Source organism: Ligilactobacillus acidipiscis (assembly GCF_900116935.1).
Lineage (GTDB): Bacteria > Bacillota > Bacilli > Lactobacillales > Lactobacillaceae > Ligilactobacillus > Ligilactobacillus acidipiscis.
The window spans coordinates 522,591-539,423 of sequence record NZ_LT630287.1; the positions used below are offsets into that span (position 1 = coordinate 522,591).

10 protein-coding genes and 3 rRNA genes are annotated in these 16,833 nt (G+C 42.8%); 12 read left to right on the forward strand and 1 reads right to left on the reverse strand.

From position 1 onward, the window contains the following. Positions 1-150: 150 nt before the first annotated feature. Positions 151-810 carry a carbonic anhydrase family protein gene (locus BQ5903_RS02340; RefSeq protein WP_010498887.1) on the reverse strand — a complete coding sequence of 220 codons (660 nt, stop codon included), beginning with the start codon at positions 808-810 and terminating at the stop codon, positions 151-153. Between the two features lie 195 nt (positions 811-1,005). Here BQ5903_RS02340 and BQ5903_RS02345 point away from each other — a divergent pair, with 195 nt between their 5' ends. From BQ5903_RS02345 to BQ5903_RS02400, 12 genes are all read left to right on the forward strand, one after another. Then, the gene (locus BQ5903_RS02345; RefSeq protein WP_079578692.1) at positions 1,006-3,861 is read left to right on the forward strand and encodes a sigma-54-dependent transcriptional regulator; all 2,856 of its coding nucleotides are present in this window, start codon (positions 1,006-1,008) and stop codon (positions 3,859-3,861) included. A 302-nt stretch (positions 3,862-4,163) separates the two neighbouring features. After that, positions 4,164-4,679, forward strand: a complete 516-nt coding sequence (locus tag BQ5903_RS02350) for a PTS system mannose/fructose/N-acetylgalactosamine-transporter subunit IIB (RefSeq protein ID WP_079578694.1) — start codon at positions 4,164-4,166, stop codon at positions 4,677-4,679. A 75-nt stretch (positions 4,680-4,754) separates the two neighbouring features. Next, positions 4,755-5,744, forward strand: a complete 990-nt coding sequence (locus BQ5903_RS02355) for a PTS sugar transporter subunit IIB (RefSeq protein WP_010498892.1) — start codon at positions 4,755-4,757, stop codon at positions 5,742-5,744. Positions 5,745-5,774: 30 nt separating this feature from the next. Continuing rightward, positions 5,775-6,584 carry a PTS mannose/fructose/sorbose transporter subunit IIC gene (locus tag BQ5903_RS02360; RefSeq protein ID WP_010498894.1) on the forward strand — a complete coding sequence of 270 codons (810 nt, stop codon included), beginning with the start codon at positions 5,775-5,777 and terminating at the stop codon, positions 6,582-6,584. Between the two features lie 20 nt (positions 6,585-6,604). Continuing rightward, a complete protein-coding gene (locus BQ5903_RS02365; protein WP_079578697.1) occupies positions 6,605-7,534 on the forward strand; it encodes a PTS system mannose/fructose/sorbose family transporter subunit IID in 930 nt (309 codons plus the stop codon). A 112-nt stretch (positions 7,535-7,646) separates the two neighbouring features. Beyond that, positions 7,647-8,063 carry a DUF956 family protein gene (locus BQ5903_RS02370; RefSeq protein ID WP_056972082.1) on the forward strand — a complete coding sequence of 139 codons (417 nt, stop codon included), beginning with the start codon at positions 7,647-7,649 and terminating at the stop codon, positions 8,061-8,063. Between the two features lie 538 nt (positions 8,064-8,601). After that, positions 8,602-10,166 (forward strand): 16S ribosomal RNA (locus BQ5903_RS02375). 222 nt (positions 10,167-10,388) lie between these two features. Beyond that, a 23S ribosomal RNA gene (locus BQ5903_RS02380) occupies positions 10,389-13,312 on the forward strand. Positions 13,313-13,406: 94 nt separating this feature from the next. Continuing rightward, positions 13,407-13,523 (forward strand): 5S ribosomal RNA (gene rrf / locus BQ5903_RS02385). The 16S, 23S and 5S rRNA genes sit together here, the layout of an rRNA operon. Before the next feature lie 148 nt (positions 13,524-13,671). Continuing rightward, positions 13,672-14,439, forward strand: a complete 768-nt coding sequence (locus BQ5903_RS02390) for a DUF975 family protein (protein WP_079578699.1) — start codon at positions 13,672-13,674, stop codon at positions 14,437-14,439. Between the two features lie 187 nt (positions 14,440-14,626). Beyond that, positions 14,627-16,396 (forward strand): alpha amylase N-terminal ig-like domain-containing protein, encoded by a 1,770-nt coding sequence (locus BQ5903_RS02395; RefSeq protein ID WP_079578701.1) that lies wholly within the window; start codon positions 14,627-14,629, stop codon positions 16,394-16,396. 61 nt (positions 16,397-16,457) lie between these two features. Further along, entirely contained in the window at positions 16,458-16,817 is a 360-nt protein-coding gene (locus BQ5903_RS02400; RefSeq protein ID WP_079578703.1) for a helix-turn-helix domain-containing protein, read from the forward strand. Positions 16,818-16,833 lie beyond the last annotated feature (16 nt).

Genomic DNA, 16,833 nt, shown 5'->3' on the forward strand with positions numbered 1-16,833 from the left:
TGTGCTTAACAACTGAAAAATGATCATCTGGTTTTAACAAATTTTTAATTTGGTCGGCAATTCTTGTGGGTCAAATACGTATTCTAAAACATTATGAATGAAAATGTAGTTAAACTTTTGGTTTCCTACCATACTAAACTAAAAAAATTTTCAAAGCTGCCGGTTATCTGCGAGTAAGGAAGAATTTTTGTAATAAGTCAGTTTTCTTCCATTAAGAGGCTGAATCTTACGATGATTATTTGGATAACCATCATGAAAGGCAGCTTTTGATGCAGCAGAAATAAAATGAGGCTGTGTCAAAACTATCCAAGTGACATCCGCCATTAAAGGAGGAGTAGTTAGCGAGCCCACATATGTAACATGTGATAGGTCATCCGGCAGTACTTGCTCTAATTCACTAACGGAAACTTGTTCTTGGTAGATTTTTGATAAGGGTAATTTCTCAACTGAATTTTTATCGACTTGGCACAAAATCGCCAGAACTAAGTTAGCATTATTTTCGTCTTGGTATACGAGATGGATCTCCCCATCAAACTGCTGACCATTTAAAGTATGCTCGCTTCCATCATGAAAGTGTAGTCGTTGGAGTTGATATTTATGCTTGCCAACTAGCAATTCTCCGGTAGCTAAAAATTGATCTCCATTCGGCTGTCTTTTTTTAATGATTTGGTCGCTAGCGTTAAAGGTAAACGTTAAGGCTTGCTGCTGCAAAGTTTTGCTTTCTGCGACAGGCAATTCAATGTTGATCGGTGATTCGAAGTTTGAGTATGATTTCCACGAATCTTGTAATGCATAGTCTAAATATTCCATATTATTCCTCTTTTGTGTAATTGTTAGATGAAGTGTTATTGCTTTATTTAGTAGTTTACCAAAAATCAGCGTTTTCCGCATGATTAGCGCAGCCTAAATAATTCTATTTAAGTAGAAAGTTCTTTTCTGTGTTAGTGTGTTATAATTGATACAGTAATTTTTGGCACTATGTATGATCAAGAAATGAGGAAGAATATGACACGCCGTGAAAAAATTTTAGCTTATTTGAAGAGCCAAGACGAAGCTGCCTCGGAAGGGATGACAACTCTCGCTATTTCTGAAGCTTTGGGCTTGGTACGTTCTAATGTTAGCAAGGAATTAAATACATTAGTACGCGAGGATATTTTAAAAAAATCAAACGGACGCCCAGTTCGTTATTTTTTGGTCGTAGAGGATGATACCACTAAGAAACAGGTTAATAAGAATAAGATAAGTGCTGATAAAAGTGATAAAAAAAAGCGGCAGATAGCTGAGGAAGCAAGATCTCAGGATAACTCTGCTTCTTCCGAAACTGACTTTTTTGAAACTATGATCGGACGTAAGGACAGTTTGAAAAATCAGGTTGAACAGGCAAAAGCCGCGATCTTATACCCGCCACATGGATTAAACGTGCTGATCACAGGACCGACCGGTTCTGGAAAAACTTATTTTGCTAACGCAATGTACCAGTTTGCCCGGGAAAAAGATGTGTTATCCCATGAGGATATGACGGTTTTTAATTGCGCAGATTATGCTCATAATCCACAGCTATTGATGTCGCAGCTGTTTGGATATACTAAAGGTGCATTTACCGGTGCAAATGAAGAAAAAGATGGACTGATCCAACAGTCAGACGGCGGCATGCTATTTTTGGATGAAGTTCATCGCCTACCACCTGAGGGACAAGAAATGATCTTTTATTTCATGGATCATGGGACATATAGTAAGCTGGGCGAATCGGGTAAAACTCATCATGCTGACGTCCGTTTGGTTTGTGCCACGACTGAAGATCCAGAAAGTTCCTTATTGCAAACATTTGTCAGACGGATCCCGATCATGATTCAAATGCCAGCCTTCAAGGAACGGACAATGCGAGAAAGAGTAGCGATGCTCAAACGACTCTTAACGATCGAGGCCAACCGGATCCAGCGCAATATTAGATTAAATGAAGATGTTGTTCAGGCACTGATCGGCAGTGTTACTTATGGCAATGTTGGACAACTTAAATCAAACATTCAGCTGGTTTGTGCACAAGGATTTTTAGGAAGCATAAATAATGAGTCTGAAATTAAACTTGATTTTGACAGTATGCCGACAAATATCAAAGATGGCCTGCCGCGTTTGGCATCTAATCGGGAAGAACAAAGTCGGTTGACGAAGCTTTTAGAGCCAACGATGATCGTCCATCCGGATAATTCAACGAGAGCACCAGCAGACAGGGATAATTACGAACTACCTTATAATCTCTATGAAGTGATCGGTGAAAAAGCCCAAGTTTTGCAAGATGAAGGGCTGGACCATGCCGCAATCAATAATTTTATTATGACTGACATCAACGTGCATTTGAAGTCGTTTTATAAAAATGCTAAGTTTGACCGGACTGAAAAAAGTTTTAACGAGATCATCGATCAAGACATTATTGATGTTACCAATGAAATTGGCCGCTTTTTAAAAGAGGAACGATATGACGTCGGCGAGAATTATCTTTATGGAATGAGCTTGCATATCAGTTCATTTATCAAACGAGTACAGTCCGGTAAGCCTCTAAGGAGAGTTGCCAATAACATTATTTCAATGGTCAACGATTATCCGCGCGAATTTGATCTTGCTAAAAAAATCAAGAAAATGCTTGAAGAGCATTACAACATGCCCGTACCAGATTCCGAACTGTATTACTTGGCGATACTTCTAGCTTCATTAAAAGCTGAGCCTGAGATCGGCAAAGTCGGGATCGTAGTCGCAGCGCACGGAGATAGTACTGCATCATCGATGGTACATGTTGTTAAGCAGTTATTGTCGGCGGATAACTTGGAATCATTTGATATGGCATTAGAGATGGATCCGCAGACCGCATTAAAGGGTATTGCACATAAAGTAAAACGAGTTGATCGTGGTAATGGTGTTTTGCTAATGGTCGACATGGGGTCACTTGGGACCTTCAATGGTAAAATCGAAAAAATGACGGGAGCGGCAGTTAAGACGATCGATATGGTAACGACGGCAATGGTCTTAGAAGCAGCCCGTAAATCTTCTCTAATAGATAGTGATCTGGAACTGATCTATAATGAGTTGAATGATTTTAACGGTTATTCACGACCTATGATAGAGTCTGAACAAAATGTCGGTAATTTAGATAGCTTAGAAGTTAGTGATTCCAGACAGCGAGCGATCGTTGCCTTATGTGCTACTGGACAGGGAACGGCTGAAAAAATCAAGGAGATCTTGGACGGTATTTTAGTTGACCATTTGATCGACGATATTGTTGTGATCCCGATCTCTGTTGTGGGAATGAGTCAAACTTTGGAAGATTTAAAACGAAATTATAATATTATTGCTACAACAGGTGTGACACGCCCGAAGATCCCGGTCCCATTTATTTCTTTGGAGGATCTTTTACAAGGTGGCGGAGAAAAGTTTATTAGCCTGATACAGGAAATGGAAGATACGCCAGAAAAAGGAGAGGATGTTCAGGTCGACCTGGAAAGCTCTGAAGACCTAACAGAACAGAAAGCTCAACAATATTTGGGGCAATACTTTACTTTCATTAATCCGCAAAAACTAATTGGGGTTTTATGGAATTACTGTGATTACATTGCAGAAAGAGTAGATTTTGAATTTACTAACTCATTGCGGATCAGTGTCGTTATGCATCTTGCTGGAGCAATTGAGCGTTGTTTGACTAATTCGCCGATGACAGCTTCCAATGCAGAGATCAGAAGTGTGCAAGAAAGTACTCTTTATCAGATTATTGTTCGAGCGAACAAGGTGATCGAAACGACCCTGAACTTAAAATTATCAGAAGAAGAAATATATTATATTGTGAAATTGTTTGATACAGAAATAGCTGGATAGCATACACTAGCTATCTGATACACTATTTTGTGTATCAGATAGCTTTTTTAAGAAATTATAAACATTGTTAAATAAGGATATAGGTGTGATACACAAAAATTGGCACAAAAATTGCTATATATTTAATGGGATGTTCAAAATAAAATTTTCCCTAGGGTCGTTCTACTGCTGAATGAATTTGTTATCATAATTTTTTCTTTTATTAAGCAATTACGAACCTTGAGCAGAAAACGAAGTTTAGAATTCCCGTAGTACTTTTTAACTTGATTTATTATTAGTTTTTACGATCGAAGGCGGTCAACATGGAAATCCGGTTAATGCGTATCGACAGTCGTTTGCTGCATGGACAGGTCGCTACTAACTGGGCCAAGGTATTAAAAGTCGATCGGATCTTAGTCGTCTCAGACCAAGTTGCCCGGGACAACATCCGTAAAACCTTGATCAGGCAGGCTAGTCCACCTGGTATTAAGGTTCATGTGATCCCGTTGATGAAGATGCTGCGAATCTATTTTGACCCGCGTTTTAATAGTTTCAAAGCATTGATCTTGGTCGAAAACCCGCGGGATGCACAAATCTTAGTTCAAAATGGGATCCACGTTGATCTAGTTAACATTGGCGCTTTGAGCTTTAATAGTTCACGCAAAATGGTGACAGATACGATCTCAGTTGATCAGACAGATGTTGATGCATTTACTTGGCTCCATGATCAAGGGATCAAACTTGATATCCGTAAGGTTTCTGGAGATACTTCAAAGGATCTGTGGAAAGTTTTAACAGAAAAGGGTTTGGTTGAGCAGCCGTCAAGGAAAGTTGACTGATAATAAGTTGAGTTAAGGATTTTTTATAATTACTCCGGTTTTTTCCGGAAAATTTTATTGTGGGAGGTACACAAAATGGTAGGTATTATCCTCGCGAGCCATGGTAGTTTCGCGGAAGGCATTTTCCAATCTGCTGAAATGATTTTTGGCAAACAAGAAAATGTCCAAACGGTTACCTTGCAGCCAAGTGAAGGTCCGGATGATGTTCATGCCAGAATGGAAAAGGCTATTGCCACATTTGACGATCCTGAACAAGTTTTGTTTTTGATCGATCTGTGGGGCGGTACACCATTTAACCAGGCAAGCAATATCTTCGAGGAACACAAAGATACTTGGGGTATTGTAGCTGGTATGAACTTGCCGATGGTTATTGAGGCATATGCATCTCGTTTGTCAATGGATTCAGCACAAGAAATTGCTGCTCATATTATTGAAACGGCAAAAGATGGTGTTAAGGTCAAACCAGAATCGTTACAACCGAAGGAAGCAAAAGCTCCGGTAGCTGACGATGGTCAGCCTAAGGGTGGTGCGATCCCTGAAGGTACAGTGATCGGTGATGGTAAGATCAAATATGTCTTAGCTCGGGTTGATTCACGACTACTTCATGGACAGGTTGCTACGTCATGGACGAAATCGACCGCTCCAAATCGTATCATCGTTGTTTCAGACAATGTTGCACAAGACAATCTGCGTAAGAGCATGATCGTTCAGGCAGCTCCTCCTGGAGTTAAAGCTAATGTTGTTCCAGTTGCTAAGATGGAAGAAGTTGCCAAGGATCCTCGTTTTGGTAACACCAAGGCGTTGATCTTGTTTGAAAATCCAGAAGATGCTTTACAAGCTATCAAGGGCGGCATGGACCTTTCAGAACTTAATATTGGTTCAATGTCGCACTCCACTGGCAAAGTAGCAGTTAATAATGTTTTGTCGATGGGACCGGAAGATGTCAAGACTTTTGATGAATTGAAGAAGATGGGCATTAAGTTTGACTTGCGTAAAGTTCCTGGTGATAAAAAAGGAAACTTTGACGAATTAGTTGAAAAAGCCCGGACAGAATTAGGCTTGTAAGCCTTGTAAAATTGAAAAGGAGGGTATTTCATGTCTGGTATTTCTATGGTATTAGTAGTGATCGTGGCGTTCTTCGCCGGCATGGAAGGTATCTTGGACGAGTGGCAATTCCATCAACCGTTGGTTGCATGTACGTTGATCGGATTGGTAACTGGTCATTTGACTGAAGGTATTATGTTGGGCGGTTCGTTACAAATGATCGCCTTAGGCTGGGCAAACGTTGGGGCCGCTGTTGCTCCTGACGCTGCTTTGGCTGCTGTTGCATCATCTATTATTTTGGTTCAAGGTGGACAAGGCGTTAAGGGGATTGGTCCAGCCGTAGCTATCGCTATTCCATTGGCTGTTGCTGGTTTATTTTTAACAATGATTGTTCGTACTATTACAGTTGCAATTGTTCATTTGATGGATAAAGCTGCTAAAGAAGGTAGCTCAAAGATGATCGATTTTTGGCAATATGTATCTATTTGCTTGCAAGGTTTACGTATTGCGATTCCAGCGGCTTTGCTGTTAGTTATTCCAGCATCATCAGTTCGTGGCATGCTCGAAGCAATGCCAGCTTGGTTGAATGATGGTATGTCGATCGGTGGTGGAATGGTTGTTGCCGTTGGTTACGCAATGGTTATCAATATGATGGCTTCTCGTGAAGTTTGGCCATTCTTCATCATTGGTTTCGTAGTTGCTGCACTTTCTGATTTGACATTGATCGCTATCGGTGCTCTAGGTATTTCGCTTGCTTTGATGTACTTGGCTCTTGATAAGGGTGGCTCAAGCAACGGCAACAACAATGGGGGAAACAGCAACACTGGCGATCCATTGGGCGATATTCTCGATGATTATTAAAATTAAAGGAGGGAAATACAATGGCTGAACCAGTAGTAACTGAAAAGAAAATTACTTTATCAAAACATGATCGTTTTAAAGTTGCATGGCGGACACAGTTCTTGCAAGGTTCTTGGAACTACGAACGTATGCAAAATGGTGGCTGGTGTTATTCAATGATCCCAGCGCTTAATAAATTGTATCAAAAGAAAGAGGACCGTGTTGCTGCTTATCAACGTCATTTGGAATTCTTTAATACTCACCCATACGTAACCTCACCAATTATCGGTGTAACGCTATCTTTGGAAGAAGAACGTGCTAACGGTGCTCCAATCGATGATGCCGCTATTCAAGGTGTTAAGGTTGGTATGATGGGACCCTTAGCGGGTGTTGGTGATCCTGTATTTTGGTTCACTGTTCGTCCAATGATCGGTGCTTTGGGTGCTTCTCTTGCCTTGGGTGGCAGTATTATAGGACCAATTTTGTTCTTCGTGGCGTGGAACATTATTCGTTTTGCAACAATTTGGTATACTCAGGAATTTGGTTATAAAGCAGGTAACGCTATTACAGACGATTTGTCCGGTGGCTTATTACAAATGATCACTCGTGGAGCTTCCATGATGGGTATGTTTGTTATCGGTGCTTTGATCGAACGGTGGGTCAACATTAAATTCACACCTGTTGTTTCTCAGATCCAACAACAAAAGGGTGCTTATATTGAATGGGACAAATTACCTAGCGGACATGCTGGTATTAAGGAAGCTTTGTCACAACAAGCTGCAGGTCGTACATTAGATAAAGTTAAGGTTACGACCTTGCAAGACAACTTGGATTCATTGATCCCTGGCCTTGTTCCTTTGCTGCTTACATTCTTATGTATGTGGTTACTAAAGAAGAATGTTTCTCCAATCGTTATCATTCTTGGTATTTTTGTGATTGGTGTCGTTGGTCACGTTATCGGACTTCTTTAATTTTATAGGAAAGTACCAATTTAACGATCTCATTGCAATTGCACAATGGGGTCGTTTTTGCTATAACAGAGAAAACGATAGTAAGTGCAAGTATTTTTGGAGGAATTGAGCTATGTTTGGCAAAAAAAAGAAGAGGAAAAACGACCGGGTCAAATCGATGAACACGCAGATAGACTTGGTCATTCGCGGCACATCTCATATTGGCATGAACAGTTTTGGACAGATCATGGTCGGCAATAAAGCATTTGAATTTTACGATGAGAGAGACCCCAATAATTTTGTTCAGATCCCATGGGATGAAGTTGAACTTGTTGTGGCTTCAGTTTATTTTAAAGGGAAATGGATTCCGCGTTATGGATTTCAAACTAAGAAAAATGGGCTTTTGAATTTTTCTTCTAAGAACCCTAAGAAAGTGCTGCGAGCTGTTCGTGTATATATTGCACCAGAACATATCGTTCGTTCGCTAACGTTCTTCCAGGTGCTTAAACGGGGAATTAAGGCCATATTTGCAAAAAAAAATAAACTCTAATATCTGCTGGTCAGATTGTAACTAGGTTGCTTATTATAGTAGCCTAGTTTTTTATAACTAAAAATTAAATATTTAATAAGTGCTTTTTCTTTTAAATACCAGAAATGTGGCATGAAAAATTATATTTTACTTTAGCGAAAACGGTTTTATTGAAAAATATATAAAAAGTTGTTGACGGCGTGCTTTTTTGGCGGTATATTATTATACGTTGTTGCTGAGTACGAAATGCTTCGACAATTTAATTTTAAAAAGTTGTTGACATCATTCGTTATAGTTGATATACTATGAACGTTGTCGCTTGAATGGTTGAATAAAAATTTAACCAAACAGCTTCATAAAATAAATAAAAGTATTCTTGACAGATAATTAAGAATTTGATATTATAAAGAAGTCGTCAGGTGATGGCATCAACAAGTAGATCTTTGAAAACTGAACAAAGTTTCGACAAATCAAATGTGTGAGGTCGCTTATCTTAACGATAAGTGCAAACAACATTTGCGAAGTCAATTCGCTAGTAAAATTTATGAGTCACAAACTTTAAAATGAGAGTTTGATCCTGGCTCAGGACGAACGCTGGCGGCGTGCCTAATACATGCAAGTCGAACGCAATCTTTGACTAATGAGTGCTTGCACTCAGCGGTCAAAGTGCGAGTGGCGAACGGGTGAGTAACACGTGGGCAATCTGCCCAAAAGTGGGGGATAACACTTGGAAACAGGTGCTAATACCGCATCAACCGGCTGACCGCATGGTCGGCCGGGCAAAGACGGCGTCAGCTGTCGCTTTTGGATGAGCCCGCGGCGTATTAACTAGTTGGTAAGGTAACGGCTTACCAAGGTGATGATACGTAGCCGAACTGAGAGGTTGATCGGCCACATTGGGACTGAGACACGGCCCAAACTCCTACGGGAGGCAGCAGTAGGGAATCTTCCACAATGGACGCAAGTCTGATGGAGCAACGCCGCGTGTATGAAGAAGGTCTTCGGATCGTAAAATACTGTTGTCAGAGAAGAACACGTGATAGAGTAACTGCTATGACGCTGACGGTATCTGACCAGCAAGTCACGGCTAACTACGTGCCAGCAGCCGCGGTAATACGTAGGTGGCAAGCGTTGTCCGGATTTATTGGGCGTAAAGGGAACGCAGGCGGTCTTTTAAGTCTGATGTGAAAGCCTTCGGCTTAACCGGAGAAGTGCATTGGAAACTGGAAGACTTGAGTGCAGAAGAGGAGAGTGGAACTCCATGTGTAGCGGTGAAATGCGTAGATATATGGAAGAACACCAGTGGCGAAAGCGGCTCTCTGGTCTGTAACTGACGCTGAGGTTCGAAAGCGTGGGGAGCGAACAGGATTAGATACCCTGGTAGTCCACGCTGTAAACGATGAATGCTAGGTGTTGGAGGGTTTCCGCCCTTCGGTGCCGCAGCTAACGCACTAAGCATTCCGCCTGGGGAGTACGATCGCAAGATTGAAACTCAAAGGAATTGACGGGGGCCCGCACAAGCGGTGGAGCATGTGGTTTAATTCGAAGCAACGCGAAGAACCTTACCAGGTCTTGACATCTTTTGACCATCTGAGAGATCAGAAATTCCCTTCGGGGACAAAATGACAGGTGGTGCATGGCTGTCGTCAGCTCGTGTCGTGAGATGTTGGGTTAAGTCCCGCAACGAGCGCAACCCTTATTGTCAGTTGCCAGCATTCAGTTGGGCACTCTGGCGAGACTGCCGGTGACAAACCGGAGGAAGGTGGGGATGACGTCAAGTCATCATGCCCCTTATGACCTGGGCTACACACGTGCTACAATGGACGATACAACGAGTCGCGAGACCGCGAGGTTTAGCTAATCTCTGAAAGTCGTTCTCAGTTCGGATCGTAGGCTGCAACTCGCCTACGTGAAGTCGGAATCGCTAGTAATCGCGGATCAGCATGCCGCGGTGAATACGTTCCCGGGCCTTGTACACACCGCCCGTCACACCATGAGAGTTTGTAACACCCAAAGCCGGTGCGGTAACCATTTTGGAGCCAGCCGTCTAAGGTGGGACAGATGATTGGGGTGAAGTCGTAACAAGGTAGCCGTAGGAGAACCTGCGGCTGGATCACCTCCTTTCTAAGGAAAATTACGGAAACTCACACGATTTGTTACATGAAACTTTGTTTGGTTTTGAGAGGTCTACTCTCAGATCCGTTCTTTGAAAACTGAATAACATTTATTTCTTGATCAATAATTTTATTAAACCGAGAACACCGCGTTTGAAAGAGTTTCAAACAAGAATTCAATTATTAAGTATTAAACGCAAACTCATGACCCATTTATCTTTGATAAATGAGAGGTTAAGTTAGGAAGGGCGCATGGTGGATGCCTTGGCACTAGGAGTCGATGAAGGACGTGACTAACTGCGATATGCTTCGGGAAGCTGTAAGTAAGCAATGACCCGGAGATCTCCGAATGGGGCAACCCAATGACTGTAACGAGTTATTATCGCCGGCTGAATACATAGGCCGGTGGAAGACAGACGCAGGGAACTGAAACATCTAAGTACCTGCAGGAAAATAAAGAAATTTCGATTCCCTCAGTAGCGGCGAGCGAACGGGGAACAGCCCAAACCAAGAAGCTTGCTTCTTGGGGTTGTAGGACTGGACATTTGAGTTACCAAGAAAAACTGTAGTCAAACGGCCTGGGAAGGCCGGCTAGAAAGGGTGACAGCCCCGTAGACGAAACAGTTTTTCCTCAGTCCAGGATCCTGAGTACGGCGGAGCACGTGAAACTCCGTCGGAATCCGGGAGGACCATCTCCCAAGGCTAAATACTACCTAGTGACCGATAGTGGACCAGTACCGTGAGGGAAAGGTGAAAAGCACCCCGGGAGGGGAGTGAAACAGTTCCTGAAACCATGTGCCTACAAGTAGTCAGAGCCCGTTAAGGGGTGATGGCGTGCCTTTTGTAGAATGAACCGGCGAGTTACGTTAACGTGCCAGGTTAAGGTGGAAAGACCGGAGCCGCAGCGAAAGCGAGTCTGAACAGGGCGCACGAGTACGTTGACGTAGACCCGAAACCAAGTGACCTACCCATGTCCAGGTTGAAAGTGCGGTAAAACGCACCGGAGGACCGAACCCGTGTATGTTGAAAAATGCTGGGATGAGGTGTGGGTAGCGGTGAAATTCCAAACGAACTTGGAGATAGCTGGTTCTCTCCGAAATAGCTTTAGGGCTAGCCTCGGAAGTTAAGGATCGTGGAGGTAGAGCACTGTTTGGACTAGGGGCCCGTCTTGGGTTACTGAATTCAGATAAACTCCGAATGCCACTGATCTTGTTCCGGGAGTCAGACTGCGAGTGATAAGATCCGTAGTCGAAAGGGAAACAGCCCAGACCACCAATTAAGGTCCCTAAATATGTGTTAAGTGGAAAAGGATGTGGGATCGCACAGACAACTAGGATGTTGGCTCAGAAGCAGCCACCATTCAAAGAGTGCGTAATAGCTCACTAGTCGAGTGATCCTGCGCCGAAAATGTAACGGGGCTAAACACATTACCGAAATTGTGGATCCGACCGTCAGGTCGGGTGGTAGGAGAGCGTTCTAAGGGCGAAGAAGCCGGACCGTCAGGACCGGTGGAGCGCTTAGAAGTGAGAATGCCGGTATGAGTAGCGCAAGGTCAGTGAGAATCTGACCCACCGTATGACTAAGGTTTCCTGGGGAAGGCTCGTCCTCCCAGGGTTAGTCGGGACCTAAGCCGAGGCCGCAAGGCGTAGGCGATGGACAACAGGTGGAGATTCCTGTACTGATCAGATCTGTTTGAGCAATGGAGGGACGCAGGAGGCTAACGGAGCGTGCAGCTGGAATTGCACGTCCAAGCAGCGAGTCGCAAAACGAGTGAAAGGCTTGTTTTGGTGGTAGATGAGCTGTGATGGGGAGCGAAATTTAAGTAGCGAAGGAAGTCATGTCACACTGCCGAGAAAAGCTTCTAGTGAGGATCTGATCACCCGTACCGCAAACCGACACAGGTAGTCGAGGAGAGTATCCTCAGGTGAGCGAGTGAACTCTCGTTAAGGAACTCGGCAAAATGACCCCGTAACTTCGGGAGAAGGGGTGCTGGTCGACAGACCAGCCGCAGTGAATAGGCCCAGGCGACTGTTTATCAAAAACACAGGTTTCTGCAAAATCGTAAGATGACGTATAGGGGCTGACGCCTGCCCGGTGCTGGAAGGTTAAGAGGATGAGTTAGCGCAAGCGAAGCTCAGAATCGAAGCCCCAGTAAACGGCGGCCGTAACTATAACGGTCCTAAGGTAGCGAAATTCCTTGTCGGGTAAGTTCCGACCCGCACGAAAGGCGTAACGATCTGGGCACTGTCTCAACGAGAGACTCGGTGAAATTATAATACCCGTGAAGATGCGGGTTACCCGCGACAGGACGGAAAGACCCCATGGAGCTTTACTGTAGCTTGATATTGGGTGTTCGTGCAACTTGTACAGGATAGGTAGGAGCCGTAGAAAACGGGACGCTAGTCTCGTTGGAGGCAGTGGTGGGATACTACCCTCGTTGTATGAACACTCTAACCCGCGCCGGTTGATCCCGGCGGGAGACAGTGTCTGGTAGGCAGTTTGACTGGGGCGGTCGCCTCCCAAAAGGTAACGGAGGCGCCCAAAGGTTCCCTCAGAATGGTTGGAAATCATTCGCAGAGTGTAAAGGCAGAAGGGAGCTTGACTGTGAGACTTACAAGTCGAGCAGGGACGAAAGTCGGGCTTAGTGATCCGGTGGTTCCGTATGGAAGGGCCATCGCTCAACGGATAAAAGCTACCCTGGGGATAACAGGCTTATCTCCCCCAAGAGTCCACATCGACGGGGAGGTTTGGCACCTCGATGTCGGCTCATCGCATCCTGGGGCTGTAGTCGGTCCCAAGGGTTGGGCTGTTCGCCCATTAAAGCGGTACGCGAGCTGGGTTCAGAACGTCGTGAGACAGTTCGGTCCCTATCCGTCGCGGGCGTAGGAAATTTGCGAGGATCTGTCCTTAGTACGAGAGGACCGGGATGGACACACCGCTGGTGTACCAGTTGTCTTGCCCAAGGCAGCGCTGGGTAGCTAAGTGTGGCTGAGATAAACGCTGAAAGCATCTAAGTGCGAAACTCACCTCAAGATCAGATTTCCCATTCCTAAATGGAAGTAAGACCCCTGAGAGATGATCAGGTAGATAGGATGGAAGTGGAAGTGCCGTGAGGCATGGAGCGGACCATTACTAATCGGTCGAGGACTTAACCAACGAGTCGCGTGTGTGGGCTCGGTGAGATAAAAGCAGCGAGAAATGAATGTTAGTCAGTTTTGAGGGAACGGATCTCTCAAAGAAAAAACAGAAGTGCGGTGGCGATAGCACGAAGGCTACACCTGTTCCCATGCCGAACACAGCAGTTAAGCTTCGTCACGCCAAGAGTAGTTGGGGGATCGCCCCCTGTGAGGGTAGGTAGCTGCCGCGCATATTTTGAGTCATCCTTTTGATAAGGGTGGCTTTTTTTATTTCTAAATTACTAAAAATACAATTTGATGGTGTAATGTTAGTCATCTTGTTTAAATTAAGTTAGAATAAAACATATAATAGTTAAAAAGGTAATGGAGGATCGATTCATGCAAACAAGAGCAGAACTTAAGCAAGAAGCAAAGAATCTTTTGAAGGGACATTGGGGTAAGGCAATAGGCTTGAATATTTTGCAGATATTGCCGCTTTTACTCGGCTTGTTTGTGGTGGTGGGGATCGTTGCAGCAATTTTTGTGACCATTTCACAAAGCCCAAATGGCAGCTTTGTTAATGATTTTGCGCGGGAAACTGGCAGTAATGGAGACAGGAACGATTTCTTTTCCAATATCTTTTCTTCTTTGATCCAGACGCTTTTAACGGTCGGAGTAAACTATACCTTATTAGACTGGTTACGCACTAAAAAGTCGGATTTCAGTGTTGTACGCGGAATTTTTAGTGTCTTTACTAAGAGAGATTTTTTGGCAGTCGTGGTTTTGTGGATCGTCCAAACATTGTTTGAATTCTTCTGGTATCTAGTCTTCATTATTCCTGGAATCGTTAAGACGTATGCATATTCACAGACTTACTATATTTATAAAGATATTGCGGATAACGGCGGTGGTGATGACTTAAATTATTTGGATTATGTGACAAAGAGTCGGCAGCTGATGAGGGGACATAAGTTTGAATACTTTGTTTTGCAGCTCAGTTTTCTTGGTTGGGATATTTTGGCTATATTAACACTTGGAATCGGAGAGATTTGGTTGATCCCATATAAAAACACAACATATATGGCTTATTATCGTTCCCTAGCAGGTGACCAATTCAGGAAAGAACCAAGCACAGAGACAAACACTGATGCTTATTTTGAAGCATGATAGCTGAACTAATTAGAAAACTCAACTAGTGGGTGGTGAATGCTTGTCCGACTAGTTGAGTTTTTTGGAGTAAATTTCTTTTAGCAAGGATTTTAAAATTTATGTAGAAAATGGAAATTAACTTGCTAAAAAACTGTAAAATGCCTAATGTAGTAACTAAAAGAATAAAAAATTAAGGATGATCAAAATGGAGAAAGCTGCAATTTTTCATGATGCACAAGGCGCAATGGTTTTTGAAACAGGAGTGAATGCTATTACACTTCGTTTTAGAAGCAAGCACGAGGATGTGGCAAAAGCAGAATTATTATATGGTGATATGTATGATGGTCCTGGCTCAAAAGATGAGTGGCACCCGACAGTTGCAAAAATGAAACTTATTTTAAGGAGTAGTTCAATTGACTTTTGGGGTGTCACTGTACAATTACCTAAGACGCGCAGGTTAAAATATGCTTTTCATTTGATTGCAAGCAGTGGGGAAGAGTATCTGTATGATTCACATAAAATAGAACTTTATACGGCCGATAGTTTAACACACACAGCTCCTTTTATAGTTCCATATTCATATCCCAATGAAGCTTTTAAACAGCCGGCTTGGATTCAGAATACTTTATGGTATCACATCTTAATAGACAGGTTTGCTAACGGGGACCCACATTCTGACCCGGAAGATGTAGTGGAGTGGAGAACAAAAGAACCTTCAAGCACAAATTTCTTTGGCGGTGATTTGCAAGGGATCAAAGATCATTTGGATCATTTTAGTGCTCTAGGTGTCAATGGATTGATCTTAAGCCCGATTTTCGCAGCATTTTCTAACCATAAATATGATGTGGTGGATCCTTATAACGTTGATCCATACTTCGGTAGGAAAGAAGATTTTAAGGGATTAATTGAAGAAACACATCAACGTGGGATGCATGTTATATTAGAAATGGTGCTGGACCATTTGATGGATTTCTCATTGCAATGGCAAGATGTTAAACAAAAGGGTGAAAATTCAGATTTTTTCAAGTGGTTTATCATAGATTCTCTGCCTATAGAGTATACACCGACAGATGACCCTAATTTTTCAACTGATATTTCCTATCGGGTCAAGGGTAATGATCCGCATCAGCCTAAATTAAATTTACATAATGCGGAAGTGCGCCACTATTTGTTCGATTTGATCAAATATTGGATCACCACCTTTGATATTGACGGTTTTAAAATTATGGATCCTCAGGAAATGGATCAGAGTTTTTTAAATGCATTAATGCAGTTTGTTCAAAAAATTAAGCCGGGGTTCTGTTTAATGAGTGAAACTAACAGTCAAACTCCCGCTTTGATCAATAACTCGATTTTAAATGCAGCCGTGGATCAAGATATGGTCCATATCTTAAAGGATTACTTTATTCAGAAAAAAATAAATGTTGCTGAAATGATCACGGCATTAAATGATGACATGATGAAATATAAAGCGGCTAGCCAAAAATCTTTGCTGCTCCAATTAGATGGGCCTTACTCAGCACGTTTAATATCATTATGTGAGGAGGATGGACAGCTTGCCCGGCTGCTGCTAGCTTTTATTTATTTACTTCCAATGTCGCCAAGCCTGTATTACGGCACGGAATTTGGGTTAAAGGGCAGAAAGGTACCGGCTAATCGTGAGTGCATGCCATGGAAAGCAAGTGAACAAGATCAGACGATGTACCGTTTTATTAAGCTATTAGGTGAGTTTCGCAGCGAAAACAATCTGATTTTAAATGAGGGCAGTTTTAACTGGGTACAGTTCAGCAACAAAAATGATTATTTGAGCTTTACTCGATCATCAAATGGCAAACGGATCTTTGCTTTGTTTAATGTTGGCTATGGGAGTATCAAATTTGTTTTCCCACCTAAGTCAAGGTTGATCCTTAGTCAGAATTTATTGGAAGAACAGAATCGAATCGGACACAATGGTTTTGTGATCGTTGAAGCGTAGAAAAAAGAGTAAAAAGAACCCCCATAGTTGGACAAAGAATTCCAACTATGGGGGTTTTAGTATGACTAAGTTTAGTTTAGAAGTTAAGCTGAAAGCAGTTCAGATGTATTTGTCTGGAATTGGTTCAACGACCGTTGCTTGTCAGTTGGGTATTAAGAAATGTGATTCTGTCCTGATGTGGGTCGCTCGTTATCGAAAATATGGTGTTCAAGGTCTAGAAATTCGTTTACCAAAATATGATTATACTGGTGATTTCAAGCTAAAAGTCTTAAACTGGAAAGAACAACACAAGGCCTCGTACTCACAAACAGCACTCCAATTTGATATTAGTAAACCGGGCAAATCGCCAACTGGCAAAGAAAGCTCAATCAATATGGTGCCGAAGTCTTGTTTATCAGAAGAGGACGGGCAAAACACCTGACTACTAACCATAAGCG

Bases quoted from the DNA above. Each gene is read 5' to 3' on its own strand.
- BQ5903_RS02345 (WP_079578692.1), top strand. From the start codon at position 1,006: ATGACACGCCGTGAAAAAATTTTAGCTTATTTGAAGAGCCAAGACGAA.
- BQ5903_RS02365 (WP_079578697.1), top strand. From the start codon at position 6,605: ATGGCTGAACCAGTAGTAACTGAAAAGAAAATTACTTTATCAAAACAT.
- BQ5903_RS02370 (WP_056972082.1), top strand. From the start codon at position 7,647: ATGTTTGGCAAAAAAAAGAAGAGGAAAAACGACCGGGTCAAATCGATG.
- BQ5903_RS02355 (WP_010498892.1), top strand. From the start codon at position 4,755: ATGGTAGGTATTATCCTCGCGAGCCATGGTAGTTTCGCGGAAGGCATT.
- BQ5903_RS02400 (WP_079578703.1), top strand. From the start codon at position 16,458: ATGACTAAGTTTAGTTTAGAAGTTAAGCTGAAAGCAGTTCAGATGTAT.
- BQ5903_RS02395 (WP_079578701.1), top strand. From the start codon at position 14,627: ATGGAGAAAGCTGCAATTTTTCATGATGCACAAGGCGCAATGGTTTTT.
- BQ5903_RS02390 (WP_079578699.1), top strand. From the start codon at position 13,672: ATGCAAACAAGAGCAGAACTTAAGCAAGAAGCAAAGAATCTTTTGAAG.
- BQ5903_RS02360 (WP_010498894.1), top strand. From the start codon at position 5,775: ATGTCTGGTATTTCTATGGTATTAGTAGTGATCGTGGCGTTCTTCGCC.
- BQ5903_RS02340 (WP_010498887.1), bottom strand. From the start codon at position 810: ATGGAATATTTAGACTATGCATTACAAGATTCGTGGAAATCATACTCA.
- BQ5903_RS02350 (WP_079578694.1), top strand. From the start codon at position 4,164: ATGGAAATCCGGTTAATGCGTATCGACAGTCGTTTGCTGCATGGACAG.